This window comes from Massilia sp. NBRC 108631, from assembly GCF_059704565.1.
Map to the genome: position 1 here is coordinate 17378 of NZ_BAAKJE010000168.1, position 16157 is coordinate 33534.

General features: G+C 67.1%; 16 protein-coding genes. 12 read left to right on the forward strand and 4 right to left on the reverse strand.

What is annotated here, in order from left to right; all coding sequences use genetic code 11:
• Positions 1-52: 52 nt before the first annotated feature.
• From AC6H42_RS17310 to AC6H42_RS17325, 4 genes are all read left to right on the forward strand, one after another.
• Positions 53-928, forward strand: coding sequence for a ComF family protein (locus tag AC6H42_RS17310; RefSeq protein WP_497548571.1), 876 nt, complete (start codon positions 53-55; stop codon positions 926-928).
• Positions 929-941: 13 nt separating this feature from the next.
• Positions 942-1412, forward strand: a complete 471-nt coding sequence (gene trmL / locus AC6H42_RS17315; RefSeq protein WP_057153261.1) for a tRNA (uridine(34)/cytosine(34)/5-carboxymethylaminomethyluridine(34)-2'-O)-methyltransferase TrmL — start codon at positions 942-944, stop codon at positions 1410-1412.
• A 138-nt stretch (positions 1413-1550) separates the two neighbouring features.
• Complete coding sequence (locus AC6H42_RS17320; RefSeq protein WP_057153260.1) at positions 1551-2345, forward strand: transposase; 795 nt, start codon at positions 1551-1553, stop codon at positions 2343-2345.
• 161 nt (positions 2346-2506) lie between these two features.
• Positions 2507-2968, forward strand: coding sequence for a DUF421 domain-containing protein (locus tag AC6H42_RS17325; RefSeq protein ID WP_057153259.1), 462 nt, complete (start codon positions 2507-2509; stop codon positions 2966-2968).
• Between the two features lies 1 nt (position 2969).
• On the opposite strand, the gene AC6H42_RS17330 is transcribed toward AC6H42_RS17325, so the two are convergent.
• On the reverse strand, positions 2970-3452 hold the full coding sequence (locus tag AC6H42_RS17330; RefSeq protein WP_057153258.1) for an adenylyltransferase/cytidyltransferase family protein: 483 nt from the start codon (positions 3450-3452) through the stop codon (positions 2970-2972).
• A gap of 12 nt (positions 3453-3464) precedes the next feature.
• Positions 3465-4661: a PilT/PilU family type 4a pilus ATPase gene (locus AC6H42_RS17335; protein ID WP_497548572.1), complete on the reverse strand. Its 1197-nt coding sequence runs from the start codon at positions 4659-4661 to the stop codon at positions 3465-3467.
• A gap of 149 nt (positions 4662-4810) precedes the next feature.
• Between AC6H42_RS17335 and AC6H42_RS17340 the strand changes: the two genes are divergently transcribed.
• Genes AC6H42_RS17340 through AC6H42_RS17350 form a run of 3 tightly spaced genes read left to right on the forward strand, consistent with a single transcriptional unit; the run spans position 4811 to position 7072 of the window.
• The gene (locus AC6H42_RS17340) at positions 4811-5755 is read left to right on the forward strand and encodes a hydrogen peroxide-inducible genes activator (protein ID WP_057153256.1); all 945 of its coding nucleotides are present in this window, start codon (positions 4811-4813) and stop codon (positions 5753-5755) included.
• A gap of 48 nt (positions 5756-5803) precedes the next feature.
• A complete protein-coding gene (gene ubiA, locus AC6H42_RS17345; protein WP_497548573.1) occupies positions 5804-6658 on the forward strand; it encodes a 4-hydroxybenzoate octaprenyltransferase in 855 nt (284 codons plus the stop codon).
• 60 nt (positions 6659-6718) lie between these two features.
• Positions 6719-7072, forward strand: a complete 354-nt coding sequence (locus AC6H42_RS17350; protein WP_057153254.1) for an ElaB/YgaM/YqjD family protein — start codon at positions 6719-6721, stop codon at positions 7070-7072.
• A gap of 113 nt (positions 7073-7185) precedes the next feature.
• Here the strand turns inward: AC6H42_RS17350 and proC are convergent, their stop codons facing one another.
• On the reverse strand, positions 7186-8097 hold the full coding sequence (gene proC, locus AC6H42_RS17355; protein ID WP_497548574.1) for a pyrroline-5-carboxylate reductase: 912 nt from the start codon (positions 8095-8097) through the stop codon (positions 7186-7188).
• Positions 8094-8846, reverse strand: a complete 753-nt coding sequence (locus AC6H42_RS17360; protein ID WP_057153682.1) for a YggS family pyridoxal phosphate-dependent enzyme — start codon at positions 8844-8846, stop codon at positions 8094-8096. The genes proC and AC6H42_RS17360 overlap by 4 nt, the downstream gene beginning before the upstream one ends.
• Before the next feature lie 68 nt (positions 8847-8914).
• On the opposite strand from AC6H42_RS17360, the gene AC6H42_RS17365 reads away from it, so the two are divergent.
• Genes AC6H42_RS17365 through AC6H42_RS17385 form a run of 5 tightly spaced genes read left to right on the forward strand, consistent with a single transcriptional unit; the run spans position 8915 to position 16122 of the window.
• Positions 8915-9958, forward strand: coding sequence for a type IV pilus twitching motility protein PilT (locus AC6H42_RS17365; protein WP_056398579.1), 1044 nt, complete (start codon positions 8915-8917; stop codon positions 9956-9958).
• A 15-nt stretch (positions 9959-9973) separates the two neighbouring features.
• A complete protein-coding gene (locus tag AC6H42_RS17370) occupies positions 9974-11110 on the forward strand; it encodes a PilT/PilU family type 4a pilus ATPase (RefSeq protein ID WP_057153252.1) in 1137 nt (378 codons plus the stop codon).
• 8 nt (positions 11111-11118) lie between these two features.
• On the forward strand, positions 11119-11604 hold the full coding sequence (locus AC6H42_RS17375) for a glutathione peroxidase (protein WP_497548575.1): 486 nt from the start codon (positions 11119-11121) through the stop codon (positions 11602-11604).
• A gap of 46 nt (positions 11605-11650) precedes the next feature.
• Positions 11651-15130: an MHYT domain-containing protein gene (locus AC6H42_RS17380; RefSeq protein ID WP_497548576.1), complete on the forward strand. Its 3480-nt coding sequence runs from the start codon at positions 11651-11653 to the stop codon at positions 15128-15130.
• Positions 15127-16122: an HD-GYP domain-containing protein gene (locus tag AC6H42_RS17385; RefSeq protein ID WP_057153249.1), complete on the forward strand. Its 996-nt coding sequence runs from the start codon at positions 15127-15129 to the stop codon at positions 16120-16122. Before AC6H42_RS17380 ends, AC6H42_RS17385 begins: the two co-directional genes overlap by 4 nt.
• Positions 16123-16157: the final 35 nt, after the last annotated feature.

Here is a 16157-nt window from a genome sequence, read left to right on the forward strand (position 1 = left end):
GGTCGGATGGGTGAGATAATGGCGGCAGTTTACATGGTTAAGGGGAAGTGCGATGCCTGGCCCTGAATCCGCGCCCGGCGCAGCGGTTGCCGCGCCGGCCGCCATCGACGCCGGCGCAGCCCCGCCGGCCCGCCTGCGGCCCGGACTGCTGTCCCGTGGCCGGCTGCGCGCGCTGCTGGCGCGCGCCAGCCACACATTGCTGCCGGGCGCTTGCGTGCTGTGCGGCGGGGAAGCCTGGACCGGCATGCAAACTTGCCAGCAATGCCATGCGCAGATATTCGGCACGGCGCGTCCGCGTTGTGGGGTCTGCGCCAACCCGCTGGCGGGGCAGTGGCACGCGCAGGCGCCCGGCGCGCCGATGCCGGCCAGCCGGGGCGGCGCCGTGTGCGGCAGCTGCCTCGCGCACCGGCCCGCCTTCGACGCCACGCTGGCCGCCGCCGACTATGCCATGCCGCAAGACCAGCTGGTGCTGCAGCTCAAATTCGGCGGCCGGCTGGCGCTGGCCGCGCTGTTCGGCCGCGCGCTGGCCGACGCGGTCCAGGCCGCGCCGGGATTCGAGCGGCCCGCCGTGCTCTGCCCGGTGCCGCTGGGGCCGCAGCGGCTGGCCGAGCGCGGCTTCAACCAGGCGCTGGAAATCGCCCGCGCGCTGGGCCGGCGGCTCGACATCGCCGTGCACCCGCGCCTGGCAGCCCGGGTGCACGACACGGCCGCGCAAAGCCTGGTGCAGCCGTCCGAGCGGCGCGCCAACATCGCGCACGCCTTCGCGGTAGCGGACCGGGCGCTGGTCGAAGGGCGCCACATCGGCATTGTCGACGACGTCATGACCAGCGGCCAGACGCTGGACGAACTGGCCGCCGCATTCAAGCGCCACGGCGCCGCGCGCATCACCTGCCTGGTGTTCGCGCGCACGCCGCCGCATTATAGTTAACAGGAGAAACGCAGTGTTCCACGTAGTACTAGTCAACCCCGAGATCCCGCCCAACACCGGCAACGTCATCCGGCTGTGCGCCAACACCGGCGCCCGGCTGCACCTGATCGAGCCGCTGGGCTTTCCGCTGGAAGACAGCAAGATGAAGCGTGCCGGGCTCGACTACCACGAGTATGCCAGCATGAAAGTGCACAAAAGCTGGGACGCCTTCCTGGCCAGCGAGCAGCCCGACGCGGCGCGCATGTACGCGATGACCACGCACGGCTCCTCGCCGTTCGCGCAATGCCGCTTCCAGCCCGGCGACTACTTCGTGTTCGGCTCCGAGACGCGCGGCCTGGCCCCGGAGCTGCGCAACAGCTTCCCCGAAAGCCAGCGCATCCGTCTCCCCATGCGCCCCGACAACCGCAGCCTCAACCTCTCCAACACGGTCGCCGTGGTCGTATTCGAAGCCTGGCGCCAAAACGGCTACAGCGGCGGCGCCTGACACCCCAAGGCTAGCAGCCTGAGCCGCATCCCCCGCACAGCGGGGTCAGACCCCGACTTAGGCCAAATGCGGCTCAGCTCGCCAGTGAAAAGTTGATGGGCATCAATATGCCGCGGTGCCCCGGCGGTATATTGCGGCATGAGCAGACCACTTCGCACCCAGGCATGCGGCGCCCTCTATCACGTCACGGCGCGCGGCGTTCGCCGCACCACCATTTACGTCGATGGCAATGACTATCGGGTCTGGCTGGGCATGCTGGGAGAGACCGCTGCGCGATTCCAGTTCATCGTCCACGCCTACTGCCAGATGCCGAACCACTTCCACCTGGCGGTGGAGACCCCGCTCGGCAACATCGCGGCCGGCATGCGCTATCTAAACGGCAAGTATTTCCAGTACTTCAACCGGAAGTACCAGCATCTTGGCCACGTATCGCAAAGCCGCTACAGCGCCGAGATCATCGACCGCCAGGAATACCTGCTGGAGGTGGCACGCTACCTTGTCCTGAATCCCGTCCGGGCCCAGCTGGCCGCGGTGGCGTCGGCCTGGAAATGGAGCAGCCACCGCGCCCTGCTTGGCTTGACCCGCCGGCCAGACTGGTTGCACACAGACTGGTTGCTAAGCCAGTTCGGGACCGGCCCGCGTGAACGCCACATCCAGGCTTACGCCGAATTCGTCATGCAGGGCCATGGCTTGCCCGATCCGCTCGCGTCCCAGCGCCTCGCGGCCAAGGCGGCCAAACGTGCGCCGCCCGCCGCAAGCACCGTGCCGGCAGAGCCCATCGACCAGTACTTTGCCCGCTTCGCCTGCTGGCAAGAAGCGGCCTTGCGCGCCTACCTGTCGTCCGCCTACTCCATTCGCGCCATCGCACAATATCTGCACATGTCACCGCGCACCCTGTCGCGCCTGCTGCGCCAGCTCGGAAAATCCCTATAACTCCACCCGACATCCGACAAGCGGCCTGAGCCGCATCCCCCCCCACTTCGGGGTCTGACCCCGAAGTGGGGGAAATGCGGCTCAGCTTGCTCAGCTCTACGGTGTTGGCGTGGCGCTGCGCTTCGTCGTATAAGGTCGTATAGGCGCCGCAGGGAGGGGGTATGTTCGAGATGGAGTTGCCGTGGTGGGAGCTGGTCGCCCGGGGGGCGATCATCTACGCCGTGCTGCTGGTCATGGTGCGCGTGGCGGGCAAGCGCACCGTGGGCCAGTTTACCCCCTTCGATCTGCTGGTCGTCATGCTGCTGAGCGAGTCGGTGTCGAACTCGCTGTCCGGCGGCGATAATTCCATTCCCGCCGGCTTGCTGATCGCTGCCACCCTTATTGCGCTGAACATGGCGATCGCCTTCATCACGTCCCGCAGCCGCAAGGCGGCCGAACTGGTCGACGGCACCGCCGTCCTGCTGGGGCGCGACGGCAAGATCTTCCAGGAGGTCGTCAAGCGCAACCGCGTCGCCGAGGGCGACATGCAGCAAGCCCTGCGCGAGCAGGACTGCAGCCTCGACGAAATGCAGTGCGTCTTCCTTGAAGCGGATGGCAAGATCACCATCCTCAAGAAAAGATAACTCAGCCGCCGAAGGTGCGCACCTTGGCCAGCAGCTTGGTGGTGGAGCGGTCGTGCTCGAAGTCGATCGCCACCGCCTGCCCGCCGTAGGCGATCACGGCCTTGCCCTCGGGGATGGCCGTCATGTCGTAGTCGCCGCCCTTGGCGTAGATCCCGGGCCGCGCTTCCTGCACCACTTCCAGCGCCGTGTCCTCGTCGAACGGCACCACCAGGCTGACCGATTCCAGCGCCGCCAGCACCGCCATGCGGTCCGCGCAAGCGTTCAGCGGGCGGTCGTCGCCCTTGCCCAGCCGCTTCACCGACGCGTCCGTATTGGCCGCCACCACCAGCGCGGCGCCCAGCGCGCGCGCCTGCGCCAGGTAGGTCACGTGGCCGCGGTGCAGGATGTCGAACACGCCGTTGGTGAGCACCACCGGCTGGGGCAAGGCGGCCACGCGCGCCGCCAGTTCGGCGCGGCTGCAGATTTTTTCTTCGAATTGGGGCATAGGTTCCGTTGGTTAGTGGCCGGGCTCGGCGTCTTCCTCTTCCTGGTCGATTTGCATGCTCAGCTCGCCAACCGGCCCGGCTGCACCACCGCCGCCCTCGCCCGGCTCCTTGCGGTCGCCGCGCAGCTTGATCTGCAGCCGCAGTCCGTTGGCCGAGTCGGCGTTGCGCAGCGCCTCTTCGTAGGAGATATAGCCCTTATTATAGAGCTCGTAGAGCGCCTGGTCGAAGGTGCACATGCCCAGCTCGCGCGATTTGGCCATGATTTCCTTGATGGAGTGGAAATTGCCCTTGAAGATCATCTCGGCGATGGTCGGCGTGTTCAGCAGGATCTCAATGGCGGCCTTGCGCCCCTTGCCGTCCTCGGTGCGCACCAGGCGCTGCGACACGATGGCCTTCAGGTTCGACGACAGGTCCATCAGCAGCTGGTTGCGCCGCTCTTCCGGGAAGAAGTTGATGATGCGGTCCATGGTCTGGTTGGCGTTGTTGGCGTGCAGGGTGCCCAGGCACAGGTGGCCGGTCTCGGCGAAGGCGATGGCGTGCTCCATGGTCTCGGTGTCGCGGATCTCGCCGATCAGGATCACATCCGGCGCCTGGCGCAGCGTGTTCTTCAGCGCGTTGTGCCAGGAATGCGTGTCCACGCCCACCTCGCGGTGCGTCACCAGGCAGCCCTTGTTCTTGTGCACATATTCGACCGGGTCTTCCACCGTGATGATGTGCCCGGCCGAGTTGCTGTTGCGGTAGTCGATCATGGCCGCCAGCGTGGTCGACTTGCCCGAGCCGGTCCCTCCCACCACCAGCACCAGCCCGCGCTTGGCCATGATGACGTCCTTGAGCACCTCGGGCAGGTCCAGCTTCGCGAAATTCGGGATCTCGGAGGCAATGGTGCGGATCACCATGGCCACGTTCTGCTGCTGCATCAGCACGTTGACGCGGAAGCGGCACACGTCCGGCAGCGAGATGGCGAAATTGCATTCCATCTCGGCGGCGAACTCGTTGCGCTGCTTGTCGTTCATGATGGCCATGGCCAGCGCGCGCGTCACTTCGCCGGTCAGGCGCTGCTGGCTGAGCGGTTTCATGGCGCCCTGCGACTTGATACTGGGCGGAAAATCGGCGGAAATGAACAGGTCCGAGCCGCCGGTCTGGTGCATCACCTTGAGCAGCTTGTGGATGTAGGCCTGCGCTTCTTCGTGGCCAAATGTGGTTGACATGCTTGCCTCGCCAGGTTGGTCGGCTGCCTGGGCACAGCCGGTCCGGGCAATTATAGCCATGCCCTTACGCTACAATACTATTTAGTTGCGCTGGACAGCTGGCCCCTTTCGGCATTGCGCCCAATCATTGCCTGTGTTCAAATACATTTATGACACTGACCGAATTGAAATACATCGTCGCTGTTGCGCGAGCGAAACACTTCGGACACGCCGCCGAAGCCTGTTACGTTGCCCAGCCTACGCTCTCGGTTGCCATCAAGAAGCTCGAAGACGAGCTGGGTGTCGTCCTGTTTGAACGCGGCGGCGCCGAAATTTCCGTCACCCCGCTGGGCGCGCAGATCGTGGCCCAGGCCGAGCGCGTGCTGGAACAGACCGCCGCCATCAAGGAACTCGCCAAGCAAAACAAGGACCCGCTGGCCGGGCCGTTGCGCCTGGGCGTCATTTACACCATCGGCCCCTATCTGCTGCCGCCCCTGGTGAAGGCCATGATAGAGAATGTGCCGCAGATGCCGCTCATCCTTCAGGAAAACTTCACGGTCAAGCTGCTGGAGATGCTGCGCCAGGGCGAACTGGACGCGGCCATCATGGCGCTGCCCCTGCCCGACCACGGCATGGCCCTGCAGACCCTGTACGACGAGCCCTTCGTGGTGGCGATGCCGCGCCAGCATCCGTGGGCTGCGCGCAACAGCATCCCGGCCGAGGACTTGAAGACGGAGACCATGCTGTTGCTGGGCAATGGCCACTGCTTCCGCGACCAGGTGCTCGAGGTGTGCCCGGAAATGGCGCGCTTTTCCTCGCCCGGCAACGGCATGCAGCGCACCTTCGAGGGTTCCTCGCTGGAGACCATCCGCCACATGGTGGCCAGCGGCATCGGCCTGACCGTGCTGCCGCGCGCCTCGGTGCCGGACATGGGCGTGAAGGACGGCATGCTGCAGTTCCGGCCCTTCGAGCAGCCGGCGCCGTCGCGCCGCGTGGTCATCGTCTGGCGCAAGAGTTTTACGCGCAAGGCCGCCATCGACGCCATCTGCAGCGCCGTGGCCGAATGCGACCTGCCGGGCGTCACCCCGCTGTGCCAGGACGAGGCCTCCGCCTAAGCGCCTGGCAGGGTCTATAATCGCGTTTTTGCCTAGCTCCCGAACGCGATGAACAAGCTGCAGCTCTACTTCCGCCTGGTACGCCTCGACAAACCCATCGGCACCGTGCTGCTGCTGTGGCCCACCCTGGCCGCGCTGTGGCTGGCCAGCGGCGGCGTGCCGGACGGGCGCCTGCTGCTCATCTTCTCGCTGGGCACCCTGCTGATGCGTTCGGCCGGCTGCGCCGTCAACGATTACGCCGACCAGGATTTCGACCGCCACGTGAAGCGCACCGCCGAACGCCCGATCACCAGCGGGCGCATCAGCGGCAAGGAGGCGCTGGCCGTGGCGGCCACCCTGGCGGTGCTGGCCTTCCTGCTGATCCTGCCGCTGAACGCGCTGACCAAGCAGCTGAGCGTGGCGGCGGTCGTGATCGCCGCCACTTATCCATATTTCAAGCGCTTTTTCGCCATCCCGCAGGCTTACCTGGGCATCGCCTTCGGCTTCGGCATCCCGATGGCGTTTGCCGCCGTGCAGGGCGCGGTGCCGGCCGTGGCGTGGTGGCTGCTGGCGGCCAATGTGTTCTGGGCCGTGGCCTACGACACCGAGTACGCGATGGTGGACCGCGACGACGATCTGAAAATCGGCATCAAGACCTCGGCCATCACCTTTGGCAGCTACGACGTGGCCATCGTCATGCTGTGTTACGCGGTGTACCTGGGCATGCTGCTGGCGGCGGGACGCCAGTTCGGCCTGGGCTGGCCGTTCCACCTGGGGCTGGCGGCGGCGGGCGCCATCGCGGCCTACCACTACACCTTGATACGCGGCCGCGAACGTGCGCCTTGCTTTGCCGCGTTCCGGCACAATAACTGGCTGGGGGCGGCTGTCTTTGCAGGCGTTGCGCTGGACTACGCGCTACGCTGAAGCAAGCCATGTGGCAAGCGGCGCGTCCCTGCCTTATCCACCACTGCATAGAGGCTATCCATGGACCAGAATACCAACCAAGCCAGCGGCAGCACCTTGCGCAACGACGCGGGCGCCGACCGCGAACGCCTGCTGAGCCACCTGCGCGACGCCGTCACCGATGCCGAACAATGGCTGAGCACGGCCGTCAAGGATGGCAGCGCCGAGATCGAACACGCCAAGGCCGCTTTCAAGGAAACCCTGCAGACCGCCAAGACCGACCTGCTGCGGCTGGAAGACAGCATGCTGGCACGCAGCAAGCTGGCGGCCAAGGCTACCGACAATTACGTCCATGAACATCCATGGGGCGCGGTGGCGATGGGCGCGGCGGTCGGCCTGCTGGCCGGCCTGGTGATCGGCGCCAAACAGCGCTGATGCAACGCTGATGCCGCGCCGCGGCGGCTTGCGCGCTTCCCGCCCCCGCTACGCCCCATCGGCCAGGATCGCGGGGCGGCGCAGCCGGGCCTGCCCGGCGCAAGCCGCCAGCCTCAGTCCGCGCCGCCGAACTCGCGGCCCAGCTCCTGGCCGCGCGCGGCGGCCGCTTTCATGGCGCGGCCGATCGCCTCGGCCACGCCGTCGTCCGCCATGCTGCTCAGCGCCGCGTAGGTGGTGCCGCCTTTCGACGTCACGCGCTCGCGCAGCAGCGACACCGGCTCGTCCGACTGCGCCGCCAGCTGCGCCGCGCCGGCGAAGGTGGCCAGCGCCAGGTCCTTGCCCTGCTGGGCGCTCAAGCCCAGTTCCTCGGCCGCCTTCTGCATCGCCTCGATAAAGTAGAACACATAGGCCGGGCCGCTGCCCGACACCGCCGTCACGGCGTCGATCTTGTCCTCGTCGTCCAGCCACACGGTGCCGCCCACGGCTTTCATGATGGCGTCGGCCGCCGCGCGCTGCTGCGCGCTCACGCCGGCCGACGCGGCCATGCCGGTGACGCCCATGCCGATCAGCGCCGGCGTGTTCGGCATGCAGCGCACGATGGCGCCGTAGCCGCCCAGCCAGCGCGACAGTTCCGCCGCGCGGATGCCGGCCGCGATCGACACCAGCAGCGGGCCGGCCGCCGCCGCGCCGCCTGGCAATGGCAGCAGCGGGCGCAGTTGCTGCGCCACTTCGCGCATGCTTTGCGGTTTCACCGCCAGCACGATCACGTCCGCACTGGCCACCGCCTGGTAGCCTGCTGCGGCCGCAACGGCGGCCCCGTCGCCGCCCGCCACGCCGGCGTCCGGCGCGTGGGGCGCGCCCGGCAGCGCGGCCGACGTGCTCACGCCGAACTGCGCGCGCAGCTTCTCCAGCGCCGCCGCGCTGGGGTCCACCACGTGGATGTTGGCGCCCGCCGTCAGCTTGCCGGCCAGGCCGGAGATCAGTGCCGCGGCCATATTGCCGCCGCCGATGAATGCAATTTTCATACTTGTCCTTTAGGGGTAACCGCGGGTGTGGCCGCGGAAGTCGCCGCGTAGCTGCGCGCGCCGAATATGGCGCTGCCCACCCGCACGATGGTGGCGCCTTCCAGCACCGCCGCGCGCATGTCGCCGGACATGCCCATCGACAGCGTGTCGAGCGCCAGGCCTTGCGCGCACAGCGCGTCATACAGTTCGCGCACGCGGCGAAATGCCGCGCGCTGCTTGTCGAGATCGTCTTCCGGTTCGGGAATGGCCATCAGCCCGCGCAGGCGCAGGTTCGGCAGCCCGGCCACCGCCTGCGCCAGCGCCGCCACCTGGTCCGGCGCCGCGCCGCTCTTGCTGGCTTCCCCGCTGATGTTTACTTGCAAACAGATATTCAACGGCGCCCGTCCGGCCGGACGCTGTTCGCTCAGGCGCAGCGCGATCTTCTCGCGCTCCACCGTGTGCACCCAGTCGAAATGCTCGGCGATGGGCCGCGTCTTGTTACTTTGTATAGGCCCGATGAAATGCCACTCCAGTGCCTGGTCCGGCATGGGCGTGGCCGCAGCCAGCGCGCGGATCTTGTCCACGCCCTCCTGCACATAGTTTTCGCCAAACGCGCGCTGCCCGGCCTGCACCGCTTCCAGTACCGCCTCCGCGCCGAAGGTCTTCGACACGGCCAGCAAGCGCACGGACTGCGCCGGACGGCCCGCTTCGTGCTCGGAGGCAACAATTGTACTGATCACTGCTTGCAAGTTCTGGGCTATTCTGGACATAATCATCGGGCTGGCTGGTTGGGCCGGTTCCGCAGGCCTCTCCCCGAAACGCAGCACTGGGATTATAAATGGACATCTCCGAATTACTCGCATTCTCCGTCAAGAACAAAGCTTCCGATCTGCACCTGTCCGCCGGCCTGCCGCCCATGATCCGCGTCCACGGCGACGTACGCCGCATCAACCTGCCGCCGCTCGAGCACAAGGACGTGCACGGCATGATCTATGACATCATGAACGACGGCCAGCGCAAGGCCTACGAGGAAATGCTGGAGTGCGATTTTTCCTTCGCCATTCCCGGCCTGGCGCGCTTCCGCGTCAACGCCTACAACCAGGAACGCGGCGCGGCCGCCGTGCTGCGCACCATTCCGTCCAAGATCCTCAGCCTGGAAGAACTGAACGCGCCCAAGATCTTCGCCGAATTCGCGCTCAAGCCGCGCGGCCTGGTGCTGGTGACGGGGCCGACCGGCTCGGGCAAGTCCACCACCCTGGCGGCCATGGTCAACCACCTCAACGAAAACGAGTACGGCCACATCCTCACCATCGAGGACCCGATCGAATTCGTGCACGACTCCAAGAAGTGCCTGATCAACCAGCGCGAAGTGGGACCGCACACGCTGTCGTTCAACAACGCGCTGCGCTCGGCGCTGCGGGAAGACCCGGACGCCATCCTGGTGGGCGAGCTGCGCGACCTGGAGACCATCCGCCTGGCGCTGTCGGCGGCCGAAACCGGCCACCTGGTGTTCGGCACCCTGCACACCTCCTCCGCCGCCAAGACCATCGACCGCATCGTCGACGTGTTCCCGGCCGAGGAAAAGGAAATGGTGCGGGCCATGCTGTCCGAATCGCTGCAGGCGGTCATTTCGCAAACGCTGCTCAAGACCAAGGACGGCTCCGGCCGCGTGGCGGCGCACGAAATCATGGTCGGCACGCCGGCCATCCGCAACCTGATCCGCGAAGCGAAGATCGCGCAGATGTACTCGGCCATCCAGACCGGCAGCAACGTCGGCATGCAGACCTTGGACCAGAACCTGACCGACCTGGTGCGCCGCAACCTGATCTCGCCGGCCGCCGCGCGCAACGCCGCCAAGATCCCCGACAACTTCCCGGGCTAAACGAAAGCACACCAGATGGAACGCGACCAGGCCTCCAAATTCATGTTCGACTTGCTGCGCCTGATGGTCAGCAAGAACGGCTCGGACCTGTTCATCACGGCCGGCTTCCCGCCGGCGATGAAGATCGACGGCAAGATGACGCCGGTGTCGGCCCAGCCGCTCACCGCCGCCCACACCTCGGACCTGGCCCGTTCCATCATGAACGACAAGCAGACCGCCGGCTTCGAGCTGACCAAGGAGGCCAACTTCGCCATCAGCCCGGGCGACCTGGGACGCTTCCGCGTGTCGGCCTTCGTGCAGATGAGCGCCGTGGGCATGGTGCTGCGCACGATTAATTCGGCCATCCCCAAGCTGGAAGAGCTGGGCTTGCCGGAAGTGCTGAAGGACGTGGTGATGTCCAAGCGCGGCCTGGTGATCATGGTGGGCGCCACCGGCTCGGGCAAGTCGACCACGCTGGCGGCCATGGTGGGCTACCGCAACGAGAACAGCTACGGCCACATCATCACCATCGAGGACCCGGTGGAATTCGTGCACCCGCACCGCAACTGCATCATCACGCAGCGCGAGGTGGGCGTGGACACCGACGACTGGGAAGTGGCGCTGAAGAACACCCTGCGCCAGGCGCCGGACGTGATCCAGATCGGCGAGATCCGCGACCGCCAGACCATGGACCACGCCATCGCCTTCGCCGAAACCGGCCACCTGTGCCTGGCCACCCTGCACGCCAACAGCGCCAACCAGGCGCTCGACCGCATCATCAACTTCTTCCCCGAGGAGCGCCGCCAGCAGCTGCTGATGGACCTGTCGCTCAACCTGAAGGGCATGGTGTCGCAACGCCTGATTCCGCGCAAGGAAACCAAGGGCCGCGCCGTGGCCATCGAAATCCTGCTCAACTCGCCGCTGATCTCGGACCTGATCTTCAAGGGCCAGGTACACGAGATCAAGGAGCTGATGAAGAAGTCGCGCGAGCTGGGCATGCAGACCTTCGACCAGTCGCTGTTCGACCTGTTCGAGGCCGATGTGATCAGCTACGAGGACGCGCTGCGCAACGCCGATTCGGTCAACGACCTGCGCCTGGCCATCAAGCTGGAAGGCAAGGCCGCCAAGACGCGCGACCTGTCGGCCGGCACCGAACACCTGAACATCATCTAAGGACGCCCATGACCACAGTATTCGATTTCAAGGCCGACACCCTGTCCGGCGCGCCGGCCGAGCTGGCGCAGTACAAGGGCAAGGTGCTGCTGATCGTCAATACGGCCAGCAAGTGCGGCTTCACGCCGCAGTACCAGGGCCTGGAGGCGGTGTACCAGCAGTTCAAGGACCAGGGGGCGGTGGTGCTGGGCTTCCCCTGCAACCAGTTCGGCGCCCAGGAACCCGGAACGGCCGAGGACATCGGCGCCTTCTGCGAAAAGAACTACGGCGTGAGCTTCCCCATGTTCGCCAAGGTGGACGTGAACGGCAGCGGCGCGCACCCGCTGTACCAGCACCTGAAAAAACAGTCGCCCGGCCTGCTGGGCACGGAAGGCATCAAGTGGAACTTCACCAAGTTCCTGATCCGCAAGGACGGCACGGTCTACAAGCGCTACGCCCCCACCACCAAGCCGGAAGAACTGACGGACGATATCGCGCGCCTGCTGGCCGAGTAATTCCTTCCCTGGCACTACCCCGGCGGCTTTGCCCCGCCCGCACATCATGGTTATCGACTACCTGGCGCAGCTGTTCTCGCCGCCCTCCGACCCCACTATGCTCAGTTTCGGGCGCTACGATCCCTGGCTGGTTGCCTTGTCCATCCTGGTGGCGGCGTTTTCCTCCTGGATGGGATTGCAGATGGCCGGCCAGGCCGGCGCCGCCACCAGCGCGCGGCTGCGCAGCGCCGCGCTGCTGACCGGCAGCCTGTCACTGGGCAGCGGCGTGTGGGCCATGCATTTCATCGGCATGCTGGCCTTCGACCTGTGCACCAGCGTCGATTACGACCGCGCCATCACCATCTGGTCCATGCTGCCCAGCGTGGCCGCGTCCTTCGTGGCGCTGTCGCTGATCAGCCGCCAGCAGATCGGCCGCTGGCAGCTGCTGGCCGGCGGCGTGCTGGTGGGCGCCGGCATCGGCGCCATGCACTACACCGGCATGGCCGCCATGCGCAGCGCCCTCACGCTGCGCTACGACCCGGCCATGTTCGCGCTGTCCATCGTGGTGGCGGTGGCGCTGGCCACGCTGGCGCTGTGGGTGCGCTTCGGCCTGAACGCGCTGCGCGGCCGCCTGGGCGGCGGCGCCCGGCTGGCCATCGCCAGCGTCATCATGGGCTGCGCCATCGCCGGCATGCACTACACCGGCATGGCGGCGGCGCGCTTCGTCGGCACCGTGCCGCCCGGCACGGCCGGCGGCGTGAGCAACGCCGGTTTCCTGGCGCTGGCCGTCACCCTGATCACCGTCTCGTTCACCTTGCTGGTACTGTCGGCCAACGGCATGCTGCGCTACCGCGCGCTGTTCTTCCAGCTCAGCCAGAGCGAATCGTGGATGCGCGCGCTGCTGGCCACCGCCGTCGACGGCGTCATCACCATGGAGTCGGACGGCACTATCCGCGAATTCAACGCGGCCGCCGAGCGCATTTTCGGCTGGCGCCGCGAAGACATCCTGGGCCGCAACGTGCGCGTGCTGATCGCCGATCCCGCGCGCTCGCAGCGCGACGGTATCCTGAGCCACCTGAACGACGGCAGGGAGGGCGTGATCGGCGAGAGCCAGGACGTGCTGGGCCTGCACAAGAACGGCGCCCTGGTCCCGCTGCGCAATGCCTACGGCCACGCGCGCCTGGCCGACAAGGACTTGTACGTCTGCTTCGTCACCGACATCAGCGAGCGCAAGGCCATGGAGCAGCAGCTGCGCGCCAGCGAACAGCAGTTCCGCTCCCTGATCGGCAACATCCCCGGCATTTCCTACCGCAGCCTGATGGCGCCCGGCTGGCCCATGGTCTACGTCAGCGCGGCGGTGGAAAGCGTCACCGGCTACCCGGCATCGGATTTCCTCGGCGCGCCGCCCAAGCGCTGCTTCGGCGACCTGATCCACCCGGACGACCATGAACAGGTGGCGCGCGGCCTGGACGCGGCGGTGGAAAACGGCCAGCCCTTCCTGCTGGAATACCGCCTGCTGCACCAGGACGGCAGCATCCGCTGGCTGTGGGAAAACGGCAGCGCCATCCTCAACGACGAAGGCAAAGTGCAATGGCTGGACGGCGTGATCCTCGACATCAGCGGCCGCCGCACCATGGAAGAGGAGCTGCGCGCGGCCAAGGAGCGCGCCGAGCAGGCCGCCGCCGCGCGCGCCGCCTTCCTGGCCAACATGAGCCACGAGATCCGTACCCCGATGAATTCCATCCTCGGCTTCACCGACGTGCTGCTGCAGGGCGAACTGGCCAGCGACCAGCGGCGCCACCTGAACACGGTGCGCAACTCGGCGCGCTCGCTGCTGCGCCTGCTCAACGAAATCCTCGACACGGCCAAGCTGGACAAGGGCGCGGTGGAACTGGAGCTGGCCGACTACAACCTGCTGGCCCTGATCGACGAGCTGTCCTCCACCATGGGCAGCAACGCCGGCGCGAAAGGGCTGAAGCTGTCGATCGCCTACGATCCGGCCATGCCGCACAGCCTGCACGGCGACGAGCTGCGGGTGCGCCAGGTGCTGAGCAATTTGCTGGGCAACGCCATCAAGTTCACCGCCCAGGGCAACGTCACGCTGGCGGTGGCGCGCGAGAACGGGCCGGACGGCGACTGCGTGCACTTCATCGTCAGCGACACTGGCATCGGCATTCCGGCCAGCCGCCTGGCCGCCATTTTCGAACCCTTCACCCAGGCCGACGCGTCGATGAACCGGCGTTTCGGCGGCACGGGGCTGGGCACCACCATCTGCAAGCAGCTGGCCGAACTGATGGGCGGCCAGATCTGGGCCACCAGCACCGAGGGCCACGGCAGCGCCTTCCACGTGGTGCTGCCGATGACGGCCGCGCTCAGCCAGCCGGCGCAGCAGCGCGCGGCGCCGTGCATCAAGCTGCCGCCGCTGAACATCCTGGCGGCCGACGACGTGCCGCAAAACCTGGAATTGCTCACCCTCTTGCTGGGCAAGCAGGGCCACAGCATCACCGGCGCCAGCGACGGCGCCATCGCGGTGCAGCTGGCCGCCGAAGGCCGCTTCGACGTGATCCTGATGGATGTGCAGATGCCGGGCATGGACGGCCTGGAAGCGACGCGCCGCATCCGCGCGCAGGAAGCGCAGCGCGGCCGCCCGCGCGTGCCCATCATCGCTATGACCGCCAGCGTGCTGGAAAAAGACCGCGAGGCCACCAATGCGGCAGGCATGGAGGGCTTCGCGCCCAAGCCGGTGGACATGCACGTGCTGGGCCGCGAACTGGCCATGGTGCTGGGTATCGCCATTGACGAGCAAACCCAGGCCAGCGGCCCGGAAACCCTGCAGCAAGTGCTGAACCACCAGCACGCGCTGCACCGCTGGGCCGGCGAGGAGCGCGCGTATCACCGCGCGCTGCGCAGCTTCGCCGCCGACCGCGCGGGCGCCACCGGCGAACTGCGGCGGCTGGGCGCCGGCCTCGCCGATGCCGCCGATGGCGCCGGCCAGGCAAGCTTCGCCGCTGCCGCGGCACTGGCGCACCAGCTCAAGGGCGCGGCCGGCAACCTGGGGCTGGAGCAGCTGGCCGCAACGCTGGACCGTCTCGAACAAGCGTGGCGCGGCAGCGCGGTGGCGGCGCCGGCCACGGCAGCGCCGCTGCTGGACGCGGTGGAGCAGCGCCTGGCCGAAGCCATCGCGGCCATCGACCTCCTGCTCGCCAACGCCACCGCCACCGCTGCCACCGCTGGCACCGCTGCGGCTGCCGGCGCGGCCGCCACCACCGCCGCACCCGCCGCAGCCCCCGGCCCGGAACCGCACGCACCGCTCGATGAAGCGCTGGTGCAGCGCCTGGGCGCCACCCTGCAGCGCTCCATCGACAGTGGCGCCTTCGACGAAGCCGCTATGGAACAATTGGCACAAGCACTGGCGTCGCATGTCCCGCCACAGCGCCTGCGGGAACTGCAGCAAGCGATAGACGATTTCGATTTCAGCGCGGCCCACGCGCGGCTGCAGGCGCTGCTGGCGTCCTGCCTGCCGGCGCCGGCCGGGAGCACACCATGACACAACCACCCAAGCGCCTTCCCGTCATCCTCGCGGTCGACGACGAATCCACCAACCTGCAGCTGCTGCGGCAAATCCTGCAGGAGCGCCATAGCCTGCTGTTCGCCAAGGACGGCCCGCGCGCGCTTGAACTGGCCGCCAAGGAGCAGCCCGACCTGATCCTGCTGGACGTGATGATGCCCGACATGACCGGCTACGAGGTGTGCCGCCGCCTGAAGGCCGATCCCGCCACGGCCGGCATCCCGGTCATCTTCGTCACCGCGCTGACCGACAGCACCGACGAGGTGGACGGCTTCGAAGCGGGCGCGGTGGACTACATCACCAAGCCGGTCAGCCCTGCCGTGGTGAAGGCGCGCGTGCGCCTGCACCTGTCGCTGGTGCGGCTGGACGAACTGAAAGCGAGCCGCCTCGAGATCGTGCAGCGCCTCGGCCTGGCCGCCGAATACAAGGACAATGAAACCGGGCTGCACGTGATCCGCATGAGCCACTACACGCGCCTGCTGGCCATTGCCTGCGGCCTGGACGAGGACGATGTGGACGACCTGTTCAACGCCGCGCCCATGCACGACATCGGCAAGATCGGCATCCCCGACCGCATCCTGCAAAAGCCCGCCAAGCTGGACGAGGACGAATGGCGCGTGATGCAAACCCACCCGACCATCGGCGCCGACATCATCGGCCGCCACGCCACGGGCATGCTGGCCGTGGCCTGCCAGGTGGCGCAGAACCACCACGAGAAATGGGATGGCAGCGGCTACCCGCAGGGCCTGAAAGGCGAACAGATTCCGCTGGCCGGGCGCATCGTCGCGGTGGCCGACGTGTTCGACGCGCTAACGTCGGTGCGTCCCTACAAACAGGCATGGACCGTGGAACAGGCCTGCGACCACCTGCGCGCGCAGCGCGGCCTGCATTTCGATCCGCAGCTGGTGGACCTGTTCCTGGGCCAGCTGCCGGCTGTCGCGGAAATCATGGAAAAATGGGCGGAAAGTTAAAATAATCGGGGTTGCGCCATGACTTTTACGTAATA